This is a genomic window from Paenibacillus oralis (genome assembly GCF_003863965.1).
Lineage (GTDB): Bacteria > Bacillota > Bacilli > Paenibacillales > Paenibacillaceae > Fontibacillus > Fontibacillus oralis.
Genome location: NZ_RRCN01000001.1, coordinates 6,716,202 through 6,728,774, shown reverse-complemented (window position 1 = coordinate 6,728,774; position 12,573 = coordinate 6,716,202). Strand labels below are relative to the sequence as shown.

Below are 12,573 nucleotides of genomic sequence, written 5' to 3'. Positions count from 1 at the left end.
CAGCGGCATCCCGCTTGCCTGGGGCCCTTCGGTCCAAGTACCATCGCATTGGAAGGATGAACAGGTTAGCCTGAAGATGTGCGCCTGATTGCTTTGTCAAACGCTGTTTGTGTTAAAGCCTTGTTATCTTGGTCATTTAAGGAGATGATATAGTTTATGGTCATGGATTACGAAAAACTGCTTCAAGAAGCAATAGAGGCCCGTAAAGCGGCTTATATCCCATATTCGGGTTTTGGCGTAGGCGCGGCGCTGCTGGATGAGCGCGGACAAGTGCATCGCGGCTGCAACGTCGAAAACGCCGCCTATTCCCCAACAAACTGCGCCGAGCGTACGGCTCTGTTTCGCGCCGTTGCCGACGGACACCGCCCCGGCAGCTTTCAGGCGATCGCCGTTGTCGCGGACACGGACGACCCCGTCGCTCCCTGCGGCGTTTGCCGCCAGGTAATGCTTGAACTGTGCGGTCCGGACATGCCGGTCATTCTCGGCAACCTGCGGGGCGGCGTCCGCCATACGACGGTTCGCGAACTGCTTCCGTACGCCTTTGCTCCTTCGCATTTGGAGGAGTCCGGCAAATAATCCGCCAAGTCACTAAAGGAAAGGAATAAACGACTTATGTCAAAAGCGAAATTCAAATCCGGCTTCGTAGCGATTGTCGGACGGCCAAACGTCGGTAAATCGACGCTGATGAACCACATTATCGGCCAAAAAATCGCCATCATGTCCGATAAACCGCAGACGACGCGGAACAAAATTCATGGGGTGTACACCTCGGAAGCGATGCAGATCGTCTTTTTGGATACTCCCGGCATCCATAAACGCCAGTCGAAGCTTGGCGACTATATGAACACCACGGCGCTGAACACGCTGGGAGAGGTGGAAGCGGTGCTGTTCCTCGTCGATGTCGCGGAAGGTTTGGGCGGCGGCGACCGGTTTATCATCGAGCGTCTGAAGGGCGTCGGTACGCCGGTCATTCTTGTGCTGAACAAAATCGACCGCGTCGAGCCGGAGCAGCTGCTGCCGATCATGGAGGAATACCGCAAGCTGTACGAGTTCGCGGAAATCGTGCCGATTTCGGCGAAGCTCGGCAACAACGTAAACACGCTGATCGAACAAATCGGCAAATATTTGCCGGAGGGGCCGCAATATTATCCGGAGGATCAGGTGACCGACCATCCGGAACAGTTTGTGTGCGCCGAACTGATCCGCGAGAAAATTTTGCATCTCACGCGCGAGGAAGTTCCGCACTCGATCGCGGTGACGATCGAAGATATGCGCGTGCAGGAGAACGGAGTCGTCTATATCTCCGCCGTCATTTTCGTCGAGCGCGATTCGCAAAAAGGGATCATCATCGGCAAACAGGGGGCCTTGCTTAAGGAAGTCGGCAAGCTGGCCCGTCAGGATATCGAAAATTTGCTGGGTTCGAAAATTTTTCTGGAGCTGTGGGTGAAAGTCAAAAAAGACTGGCGCAATCAGGAGCGTATCCTGCGGGACCTCGGCTTCCACAAGGACGCTTAAGTCCGGCGTATTCTATACTGGGAGTTATTGCAACGCATAGTTCCGGTCCTTCGGCACATCCTATTCTTTGAAGATGCAGGCGTCATTTCCGAAGAAAGGATGAATACGAATGCGAGATTTTTCGTGGAAGTATTTTGCGATGACTGGAGATGTCGATGCTTACTTGCTGTATAAAGAAGCCTGCGGCAGTTCCGACGAGGAGGCTGCGGCCGAAGAGCTGGTCTTGGAAGAAGAGGCCGAGTGACCGAAGGGAAGAATCGGGAGCAGCAGCCAGGACGGTTTGGGGGAAATATCATGCTTTACAGGGTGGAAGGAATCGTCATCCGCAGCATGGATTATGGTGAAGGCAATAAAATCATTACTTTATGCACGGAAAGCTATGGTAAGGTCGGGGTTCTGGCGCGCGGAGCCAAAAAGGTGAAAAGCCGGCATGCGGCGCTGACCCAGCCTTTTACGTACGGCGAATATGTGTTTTTTCGTCAAAACGGGGGGCTCGGAACGCTCAATTCAGGTGAGATCATCGAATCTCACTTTTCTTTGCGTGAGGACCTTTTTTTGGCGGCCTATGCTTCTTATGTCTGCGAGCTGCTGGACCGGACCTTGCAGGACGAGGAGGTCGGGAGCTTTTGGTTCACGCAATTAAAAGCTTGCCTCGACGCGCTCTCATCCGGGAAGGATCCGCAAATCGTCGTCCATTTGTTCGAAATGAAAATGCTGCAGGCCGCGGGCTACGGTCCGTCCTTCGCCAGCTGCATTGCCTGCGGGAGAACTGATGAGTCGCTCTATGTCAGTCCCCGCTTGGGCGGGAAGCTGTGCGGCGGCTGCCGGCACCAAGACCCGGCGGCGATGAAAGTATCGCCCGGAACATACAAGCTATTGTCGCTGTTCGAAAAAATGGATCTGCGCAGGCTCGGCAACGCCAGCGTCAAGGATGAAACGAAGCAGGAGCTGAAAACGGTGATGCGGGCCTTCATGGACATGCAGCTTGGCCTTAAGCTGAAATCGCGGAATTTTCTCGATCAGCTGGACAAATATGAGATTTGACGAGCGGCATAAAATCATATATTATAAATAAGAATTTCTCCTTTTTGGAGACATGCGTTGAACGGGAAAAGTAGTGAGATGGGAATTTGATTTGGTTTTGGCAAAAAAACAGCTTTTCAGCACCGAGAAGGTTGGATGAAGCTGGGACTGAGTAACGGAGCGTAGGGGAGCCTACGTGAGCAACGGAAGGCCCTGCTGAATTCAAGATTCGATGCCGAGTATGCCTCATGAATAACTTCGTGATCAAAAGTTGATTTTTTGCCTACCTTGAAAGCGAGCTGGGGATGGTGGGAGCCTGGCTGGATCGTCTCACGAAAACGGCGCCCCGGGAGCATGAAATGAACGTGAAAAGCGGATTTGCACACCGGGTTTGTGCTTTAGCGCAGGGTCGCACGCTTGACCGAAACATGGTTGCAAATCAAGTAGGGTGGAACCGCGGGAACTTTCAGCTCTCGTCCCTACGTCTGTCAGCAGGCGTAGGAGGCGGGGGCTTTTTGATTTGCCTCGTTACGATCGGCTGATGCGCGGGCAGGAGCGGCTGAGCCTTGTTTTACGGGCGGCGCTCCTTCAAGTTCCAAAGCCCAAGCGGCGGGCCTTTCGGCGCCGGCCGAGACAACTCCGTTTCGTGTTGGGTATCCTCTATAGTGCAAAGGAGATGTGGTAGATGAATTTTCAGCAAATGATTTTAACGCTGCAGCAGTTTTGGGCGGAACAAAATTGCATCGTCGTTCAACCGTACGACGTGGAGAAGGGGGCCGGCACGCTCAACCCGATGACCTTCCTGCGGGCGATCGGTCCGGAGCCGTGGAACGTAGCTTATGTGGAGCCCTCCCGGCGTCCGGCCGACGGCCGTTACGGGGAAAACCCGAACCGGCTGTATCAGCATCACCAGTTTCAGGTCATCCTTAAGCCGTCTCCGGACAACATCCAGGAAATTTACCTCGAAAGCTTGAAACGGCTCGGCATTAATCCGCTGGAGCATGACATCCGTTTTGTCGAGGACAACTGGGAGCATCCGGGTCTCGGCGCGTGGGGCCTCGGTTGGGAAGTGTGGCTGGACGGGATGGAAATCACCCAGTTCACCTACTTCCAGCAGGTCGGCGGGATCGAAGCGAATCCGGTCGCGGTGGAAATCACCTACGGGATGGAACGTCTTGCCTCCTACATTCAGGACAAGGAAAACGTGTTCGAGCTGGAGTGGGTGGACGGTACGACTTACGGCGACGTTTTCCATCAAGCGGAATATGAGCATTCCAAATATACGTTTGAAATTTCCGACGTCAAAATGCTGTTCACGTTGTTTAATATGTACGAGCAGGAAGCCGGCAAAGCGATGGAGCAGCATCTGGTGTTCCCGGCGTACGATTACGTGCTGAAATGCTCGCATACGTTTAACCTGCTCGATGCCAGAGGCGCGATCAGCGTAACGGAACGGACCGGTTATATTACGCGGGTACGGAACTTGTCGCGGCAAGTCGCCGCAACGTATTTGGAGGAGCGCGAGAAGCTCGGCTTCCCGATGCTTCAGAAAGGGGGAGCTGCACGTGGCTAAAGATCTGCTGTTTGAAATCGGTTTGGAAGAAATGCCGGCCCGCTTTATCCGCGGAGCGATGGAGCAGTTGAAGGAACGGACGTCAAAATGGCTGGAGGAGTCGGTCATTGCCCACGGCGCCGTTGAAGCTTACGCCACGCCACGCCGTTTGGCCGTACTGGTAAGAGATGTGGCCGAAAAGCAGGAGGATGTGCACGAGGAAGTCAAAGGCCCATCGCGCAAAATCGCGCTGAATGAAAATGGCGAGTGGAGCAAAGCGGCGCTCGGATTTGCCCGCAGCCAAGGGGCCGAACCGGAGCAGTTTATGTTCCGCGAGGTTGCCGGCACGGAATACGTCTATGTCAGCAAAAGCCGCACAGGCGTGGAGACAGCGGGGATTTTGGCCGAAGGGCTGCTGGGTATTTTGCAGGCGATGAATTTTCCGAAAAACATGCGCTGGGGCAGCTACGACTTTAAATTCGTACGCCCGATCCGCTGGATGGTGGCCTTGTTCGGAAAGGACGTGGTCGACCTGGAAATCGCCGGCGTCAAATCGGGCAACGTTACGCGCGGCCATCGTTTTCTCGGTGCCGAAACCATCATCAAAGAGCCGGCGGCGTATGTGGAAACGCTGCGCTCCCAGTTCGTCATCGCGGACGTGAATGAACGCCAAACCATGATCCAAAGCCAAATCGACGCCTTGGCCAAGGAAAAAGGCTGGCATATCGCGGTGAAGGACGATCTGCTGGAAGAAGTGCTGTTCCTGGTCGAGACGCCTACCGTGCTGTTTGGCGCGTTCGAGGAATCGTTCCTGAACATTCCGCAGGAAGTGCTCATCACATCGATGCGCGAGCATCAGCGTTATTTCCCGGTATTGGACGGCCAGGGGCGCCTGTTGCCTTATTTCGTCACCGTCCGCAACGGGAACAATGCTTCCCTGGACGTCATCGCCCGGGGGAACGAAAAGGTGCTGCGCGCCCGGTTGTCCGACGCGAAGTTCTTTTACGAGGAAGACCAGAAGCTGGCGATCAAGGACGCGCTGTCCAAGCTGGAAAGCATCGTGTTCCATGAAGAGCTTGGCACGATCGGCGACAAAGTCCGCCGCATTCGCCGCAATACAGAGAAGCTGTCCGCCCTGGTCGGCGCCGACAGCGGCACCGCCGAAGCGGCCGCGCGCACTGCGGAAATCTGCAAATTCGACCTCGTTACGCAAATGGTTTACGAGTTTCCCGAGCTGCAAGGCGTGATGGGCGAGGATTACGCCCGCAAAGCCGGGGAGCCGGAAGCGGTGGCGAGAGGGATTTTCGAGCACTATCAGCCGCGTTTCGCCGATGATGCGGTGCCTGCGTCCACCGTCGGTTCGATCGTCAGCATCGCCGACAAGATCGACACGATCACGGGCTGCTTCTCGATCGGGATCATCCCGACGGGTTCTCAGGATCCGTACGGTTTGCGCCGTCAAGCGGCCGGCATCGTGCAGATCGTTTTGGAGCACAAGCTGCCGATTTTGCTGACCGATATTTTCAAAATCGCGTTGGAAACTCATCAGCAGTTCCAGGGGCTAAAACGCGGTGAAGAGGAAATCCTGAAAGATCTGCTGGAGTTCTTTGGGCTTCGCGTCAGAAAGACGCTGTCCGACAACCTGCGTTACGATGTCGTGGATGCCGTTATCGCCGCAGGATATGATGATGTCGTGTCCGTCGTTGCCCGGGGGAACGCGCTGATGGATGCCGTAACCAGACAGGCGGACTTCAAACTGACGGTTGAATCGTTCGGACGGGTAAGCAACCTGGCCGCCAAAGCGACCGGCGAAAAAGTCCGTTCCGATCTGCTCGCCGAACCGGCGGAACAAGCGCTGCATGAAGCATGGCGCGCGGTTACGGACAAATACCGCGAGGCGCTTGCCCAGCGGAATGCCGCCGAGGCGCTTGAAGTATTCAGTGGTTTGAAAGACGCTATCACCGTTTTCTTCGATGCCGTCATGGTCATGGCCGAAGACGAAGCGATCCGCAAGAACCGTTTGGCACTGCTTGCCGCTATCGACAGCGATCTCAAGACGTTCGCCGATTTCGGCAAATTGGTTTGGTAGGGAGCCCGGCATATTGTTCATAACGGACACCAGCGCCGTTATTTGAGCGAAATCGGGAGTTTTCAGAATCTAACGGACCCCAGTGATCTTATTTGGCGTTAAAACGCGTGTTTTCGACCCTTTTCGGGTAAATAAGAGCACTTCGGTCCGTTAGAAATTAAAATGAAGTCACATTAGAGACAAATGATAGGCACATTCCCGGAAGGCGAGGCGATGATTATGCGCATTGTCGTGGATGGGGACTCCTGCCCGGTGAAGGCGGAGATCGCCGAGACGGCCGGCCGTTACGGCGTCCAGGTAGTGATGGTTTCTTCTTATGACCACACGCTGCAGCCGGCGGACGGAGTTGCGGTCATTCAGGTGGACCGGAGCAGTCAGAGCGCCGATTTGTATATCGCGAACCATGTCGCGAAAGGCGATATCGTCGTCACCCAGGATTATGGCCTTGCCGCGCTGGTTTTGGCCAAATCCTGCTCCAGCTTGTCGCCCCGCGGCGAAATCTTTCATCCGGGGAATATCGATCGTTTGCTGGAGCGGCGGCATGTTCACGCGAAAGCAAGGCGCGGAGGGCAGCGCCATAAAGGGCCGAAGCCTTTCACGAATGAAGATCGCAAACATTTTGCCGAAGTGCTGTCAAAACTTTTGGAACATTTGCAGGAGAATGTATAGTTTTAGCGAATTACTATTTACGTGTCATAGAGAAGCTTCAAAATGTCCGAAATTTTGACGTATTGAATGATTCTCTTTGCGAAAGATGAAGGTGATTTGAATGAGTACCGGACGCGGCATTCCGGAAGAAGTCATCGAGGCCGTTTTGCGGCAGCATGATATCGTCGACACGGTCAGCAAGCACGTTCATCTGACAAAACAGGGCAAGTATATGAAGGGGCTTTGTCCGTTCCATTCGGAGAAAACCCCGTCTTTTACGGTAACCCCCGAACGGCAAATCTTCCACTGTTACGGCTGCGGCAAGGGCGGAAACGCCATCAAATTCAGGATGGAAATCGAAGGGTTAACTTTTCCCGAAGCCGTCCGGATCATGGCGGAAGAGGCGCATATTCCTTATGAAGACAAAGGAAGAAGCTTTGGGGATTCGCCGCAAAACCGGGAATTGGAGCAGCTGTTGCAAGCCCATGAATGGACCTCCAAGTTCTATCACTATTTGCTGAAAAATACGGAATACGGTAAACCGGCCATGGAGTATTTGAAATCGCGCGGTTTTACGGATAAAGCGATCGACACGTTCCAAATCGGTTACGCCCCGGCCAGATGGGATACACTGGTCCAGTTTTTGGACAAACGCTCCTTTGATCTCGGCGCGATGGAGAAGGGCGGGCTGTTGTCCTCGAAGCAGGATGGGAGCGGGTTTGTCGACCGGTTTCGCGATCGGGTCATTTTTCCTTTGCACAACCGGAGCGGTAAAGTCATAGCATTTGCCGGCAGGGTGCTTGGCGAAGGGCAGCCGAAATATTTGAACTCCCCGGAAAGCAAGCTGTTCAGCAAAAGCCGGACGTTATACAATTTGCATCAGGCGAAAAACGAAATCCGGAAATCGCGGCAAATTGTGTTGTTTGAAGGCTACGGCGACGTAATCAGCGCTTGGGAGGCGGGGGCTCATAACGGGGTGGCCACGATGGGAACCGCGTTGACGGAAAGCCATGCATCCATGATGAGGAGTCTGGCGGACGAAGTACTAGTGTGCTATGACGGAGATCAGGCCGGACAAGCCGCCGCGCTCAAGAGCATTCCGATTCTGGAGAACGCCGGTTTTCAGGTCAAGATCGCGCTGCTCAGCGAAGGGCTGGATCCCGACGAGTTTATCCGCAAATACGGGGCGGACCGATTCAAACATCAAATATTGGACGGCGCCGTCTCATCCGTCAAATTTAGGCTTATATATCTGAAAAAAAACCATATACTGCTAGAGGAAGACGGAAAGGTCGCTTACATCAAGGAAGCGATGCCCATTATCGCGGCGCTGGCTTCGCCAAGCGAACGCGAGATATATTTGAAGGAATTGTCCGCCGATTTGCAGGTGTCCTTCGACAGTTTGAAGCAGGAATGCAACGAACTTAGAACAGCCATGCAAAAAAAGGCAAACGCCGGGGATAATAAGCCCGAACGGTGGAATAATGGTAGGCATAAAAAAGGGCAGGCCTCGATGCCGGCTCTGCTGCCCGCTTATCAAGTGGCGGAACGGAGATTGCTTTCTTTTATGCTGCAGGACGATGAGGTGGCCCGTTATGTGGGCGATCGTCTTGGCACCAATTTTAACATCGAAGATCATGTGGCGATTGCCGCTTATCTATACGCCTATTATGCGCAGGGAAAAAACCCGGATGCCAGCCGGTTTATCTCCTCGCTTCAGGATGATCGGCTTGAGCAGACGGTCATTTCGATCGCGATGACGGATACGCCGGAGGAATGGACGACGCAAGAGCTGGATGATTGCATTCGGGAGATCCGCAAAGTACCGATCCTCGCGCAAATCAAGCAGAAGAAGGAAGAAATGGTGTCCGCGGAACGAGCCGGGGATTTTATGCGTGCGGCGCAAATTGCAAGTGAGATTATTGCCCTAGAGAGACAGTAAGACGATGGACTTTCGGTGACGTTTCTAGGGAGGAGGGAGCCAGATATGACGAATGACCAGCATGCTGAACTAGAAACTGAATTGACGCTGGACCAGGTAAAGGATCAGCTGATTGAGCAAGGCAAGAAAAGATCTTCATTATCTTATAAAGAAATTATGGAGAAGCTCTCGCCCTTCGACCAGGATCCGGAACAAATGGACGAATTTTATGAACAATTGGCGGATTTGGGCATCGATGTCACGGGTGACGGCGATGAAGAACATCGGCGCGGGGATGAGGAAACCTCGCATGATGACGATTTTAACTTTGACGACGATTTGAGCTTGCCGCCGGGCATCAAAATCAACGACCCTGTCCGTATGTATCTGAAGGAGATCGGCCGGGTTCCCCTGCTTTCCGCAGATGATGAAATGGAATTGGCCAAACGGATCGAAAACGGGGATGAAGAAGCCAAACGCCGCCTGGCTGAAGCGAATCTTCGCCTCGTGGTGAGCATCGCCAAGCGCTACGTGGGGCGCGGAATGCTATTCCTCGATCTCATTCAGGAAGGCAATATGGGCCTCATTAAAGCCGTCGAGAAATTCGACCACAAGAAAGGTTTTAAATTCAGCACGTACGCAACGTGGTGGATTCGCCAGGCGATTACGCGGGCGATTGCCGACCAGGCGAGAACGATCCGGATTCCGGTTCATATGGTGGAAACGATCAACAAGCTGATCCGCGTCTCCCGCCAGCTGCTGCAGGAGCTTGGACGCGAACCCACGCCGGAAGAAATCGCTGCCGAGATGGATCTAAGCGTCGAGAAAGTCCGTGAAATCATGAAAATCGCTCAGGAACCGGTATCGCTGGAAACGCCGATCGGGGAAGAGGACGATTCCCATCTGGGAGATTTTATCGAAGACCATGAAGCTTTGGCTCCGGCGGACGCCGCCGCTTACGAGCTGCTGAAGGAACAATTGGAGGACGTTCTGGATACGCTCACGGAACGGGAGGAGAACGTGCTTCGGCTTCGGTTCGGACTGGACGACGGACGGACGAGAACGCTGGAGGAAGTCGGCAAAGTGTTCGGCGTAACGCGGGAGAGAATTCGGCAAATCGAAGCGAAAGCGCTCCGCAAGCTTCGCCATCCGAGCCGCAGCAAGCGGTTGAAGGATTTTCTCGAATAAGCGTCACGGGTAGGCGTGTTAGCTCTGACCTTCTGCAGCCAAAGCAGCAAGGTCATTTTTGTTAAAAGAGGTGCTGCCTTTGAATCAGGACAAGAAAGGGAGCTGGAAACTTGGGTCCCTTTCATTTGGCATAATTTCCTTCTTTTTCTTTATTGTTTTTTATTTTAGCGCTTTTCCCTGGGGTTTGCAAATCGCAGGGCCGCGCTGCTGGGTGGTGTGGATCGCTTCATGAAATTATCCGCAAGATTGCAGCGAATATCCGATTTGCTGCCAAAGGGCTGCCGCTTTGCCGATATCGGGTCGGATCACGCCTTGCTGCCGGTATCGGCGGTGCAGAGCGGCCGGGCCGCATTTGCCGTGGCCGGCGAGGTCAACGACGGGCCGCTGGAGGCGGCTAGGCGTCAGGTCGCCGAGGCCGGGGAGACGGAGCGGATTTCCGTCCGCAAAGGAGACGGGCTGGCCGTCATCGCTCCCGGCGAAGTGGACGCGATTACGATCGCGGGTATGGGCGGAGCCTTGATCGTTTCGATCTTGGACGGCGGCAAGCCCAAGCTGGCCGGGGTTAAGCGGCTGGTGTTGCAGCCGAATGTTGGCGAGGAGTTCGTGCGCCGCTGGCTCGCCGAAAATGATTGGTTCCTGGCGGAAGAAGCCATTCTGGAGGAAGACGGCAAAATATACGAAGTGATGATGGCGGAGGCGGTTTCCGATGCCGCGGCGCGGAATGCGCAGCTGTACGCGGATCGCGAATTAACCGATCATGAAGGCCGCGGGATCACGCTTTCGAAAGATTTGCTTTTTTTGATGGGACCGCGGCTTACGCGCGAACCGGGCGATGTTTTTTGTAAGAAATGGGAATCCGAAATCCGCAAGCTGGAGAAGATCCGGCGTTCGGTGGCCGCATCCGCCTTGGAAGCGTCCCGGGAAAAGGAAGAGGAGCTGGGGCGGCTTACGGAACAACTCACGGAGGTGCTGGCATGTTTGCAAAAGGTCAAACGGTAATTCAATATATGGAGCAGCTTGCTCCGAAACATGTAGCGATGGAAGGCGACAAAATCGGGCTCCAGCTCGGCAGCCTGCAAAAGGAAATCCAAAACGTGCTGATCGCCTTGGACGTCAACGAGGCGGTGGCGGACGAAGCGATTGCCGTAAGCGCCGATTTGATCATCGCCCACCATGCGATCATTTACCGCCCGCTTGCCAATCTGCAGAGCGATACGCCGATGGGCAAAGTGTACGAGAAGCTGATCAAAAACGATATCGCGGTGTACATCGCCCATACGAACCTGGATGTGACCGACGGCGGAATGAACGACTGGATGGCCGAGGCGCTCGGCATTGAAAGCGCCGCTCCGCTGGAAGACCTGCATACCGACAACCTGTATAAATTGGTGGTGTTCGTACCGAAGGATCATCATGAGAAGGTGCTGAACGCGATGCTGGAGGCCGGGGCGGGCGCCATCGGCAACTACAGTCACTGCAGCTTCAATATCGAAGGATACGGCACGTTCAAACCCGGAGAAGATACCGATCCTTATATCGGGACGCAAGGTAAACTGGAGAAGGTGGAGGAAATCCGCATTGAAACGATCGTCCCGCAAAGCCTGCGCAGCAAAGTGATTCAGGCGATGCTGAAGCAGCATCCTTACGAAGAGGTCGCTTACGACCTGTATCCGATGGAGCTCAAAGGGCGGACGCTGGGACTTGGCCGCGTCGGCAAGCTGCGAGAGCCGGTTACGCTGGAGGATTTCGTACAGCGGGTTAAAGAGCGGCTGGACGTGCCGATGGTGCGCGTTGTCGGCGACCTGAAGCGGCCGGTCCGCAAAGCCGCCGTGCTGGGCGGATCGGGCGGCCGCTATTGGAAGCAGGCGCAGTTCCGCGGTGCCGATGTGCTCGTCACCGGGGACGTCGATTACCATACGGCCCAGGACGCCTGGATGGCCGGAGTAGCTATCGTCGATCCGGGGCATAACGCCGAAAAAATCATGAAGCGGAAAGTGGCGGAGTGGTTGACGGAGAAGCTTCATGAAGGCAAATATGACACAAAGGTGCATGTTTCCGCCATCAATACGGAACCGTTTGTTTTTATGTAAACCATGAATCTCCAGTATTTCCGCTGATTCACACTTGTCAGCGGCCGTCAATGTCTGTATACTATGTAATGTTGCCTATGAAAGTTTGACAGACAATCGCCGGCGGCTTTAAGGCCGCGGGAGGAAAGTCCGGGCTCCACAGGGCAGGGTGCTGGATAACATCCAGTCAGCGCGAGCTGAAGGATAGTGCCACAGAAATGGACCGCCGATGGCCGCCGCAAGGCGTGCACAGGCAAGGATGGAACCGAGGTGTAAGAGACCCCGAGGAACGCTGGCGACTTCGTTCCTGGTAAACCCCATCTGGAGCAAGACCTAATGGGACGCAGCTTCTTAGGAAGCAGCCTTTGCCCGAGGCGCGTCCGGGTTGGTTGCTGGAGCCGTTCAGTAATGTGCGGCCTAGATAGATGATTGTCGCTCGAGGCGGGAGGGTAGTTCCCGTTATAACCGCAAAGAGTACAGAACCCGGCTTACGGCAAACTTTCAACACTGCAAGGCACGATATAATTTATATCTATGAACAAAGCCTCCGCGGCGCGTGTATGCATTT

11 protein-coding genes and 1 other RNA gene are annotated in these 12,573 nt (G+C 54.6%); all 12 read left to right on the top strand.

Annotated elements, in window-relative coordinates:
- The first annotated feature begins 162 nt into the window (after window positions 1–162).
- The 12 genes from cdd (at window position 163) to rnpB (ending at window position 12,511) form a co-directional block, all read left to right on the top strand.
- Complete coding sequence (gene cdd, locus EHV15_RS30070) at window positions 163–576, top strand: cytidine deaminase (RefSeq protein ID WP_128635612.1); 414 nt, start codon at window positions 163–165, stop codon at window positions 574–576.
- A gap of 36 nt (window positions 577–612) precedes the next feature.
- Window positions 613–1,515 (top strand): GTPase Era, encoded by a 903-nt coding sequence (gene era, locus EHV15_RS30065; RefSeq protein WP_128634494.1) that lies wholly within the window; start codon window positions 613–615, stop codon window positions 1,513–1,515.
- 109 nt (window positions 1,516–1,624) lie between these two features.
- Window positions 1,625–1,759, top strand: coding sequence for a YqzL family protein (locus EHV15_RS30060; RefSeq protein WP_128634493.1), 135 nt, complete (start codon window positions 1,625–1,627; stop codon window positions 1,757–1,759).
- A 50-nt stretch (window positions 1,760–1,809) separates the two neighbouring features.
- Window positions 1,810–2,559, top strand: a complete 750-nt coding sequence (gene recO / locus EHV15_RS30055; RefSeq protein ID WP_128634492.1) for a DNA repair protein RecO — start codon at window positions 1,810–1,812, stop codon at window positions 2,557–2,559.
- A 664-nt stretch (window positions 2,560–3,223) separates the two neighbouring features.
- On the top strand, window positions 3,224–4,111 hold the full coding sequence (gene glyQ / locus EHV15_RS30050; RefSeq protein ID WP_128634491.1) for a glycine--tRNA ligase subunit alpha: 888 nt from the start codon (window positions 3,224–3,226) through the stop codon (window positions 4,109–4,111).
- Entirely contained in the window at window positions 4,104–6,179 is a 2,076-nt protein-coding gene (gene glyS, locus EHV15_RS30045) for a glycine--tRNA ligase subunit beta (protein ID WP_128634490.1), read from the top strand. Before glyQ ends, glyS begins: the two co-directional genes overlap by 8 nt.
- Before the next feature lie 213 nt (window positions 6,180–6,392).
- Entirely contained in the window at window positions 6,393–6,848 is a 456-nt protein-coding gene (locus tag EHV15_RS30040; RefSeq protein WP_128634489.1) for a YaiI/YqxD family protein, read from the top strand.
- A gap of 100 nt (window positions 6,849–6,948) precedes the next feature.
- Window positions 6,949–8,769 (top strand): DNA primase, encoded by a 1,821-nt coding sequence (dnaG, locus tag EHV15_RS30035; RefSeq protein WP_128634488.1) that lies wholly within the window; start codon window positions 6,949–6,951, stop codon window positions 8,767–8,769.
- Window positions 8,770–8,814: 45 nt separating this feature from the next.
- Entirely contained in the window at window positions 8,815–9,936 is a 1,122-nt protein-coding gene (gene rpoD, locus EHV15_RS30030) for an RNA polymerase sigma factor RpoD (protein ID WP_128634487.1), read from the top strand.
- Between the two features lie 228 nt (window positions 9,937–10,164).
- Window positions 10,165–10,935: a tRNA (adenine(22)-N(1))-methyltransferase gene (locus tag EHV15_RS30025; RefSeq protein ID WP_128634486.1), complete on the top strand. Its 771-nt coding sequence runs from the start codon at window positions 10,165–10,167 to the stop codon at window positions 10,933–10,935.
- Entirely contained in the window at window positions 10,911–12,026 is a 1,116-nt protein-coding gene (locus tag EHV15_RS30020; protein WP_128634485.1) for a Nif3-like dinuclear metal center hexameric protein, read from the top strand. The genes EHV15_RS30025 and EHV15_RS30020 overlap by 25 nt, the downstream gene beginning before the upstream one ends.
- A gap of 80 nt (window positions 12,027–12,106) precedes the next feature.
- Window positions 12,107–12,511, top strand: an RNA gene (gene rnpB, locus EHV15_RS30015) — RNase P RNA component class A.
- Window positions 12,512–12,573: the final 62 nt, after the last annotated feature.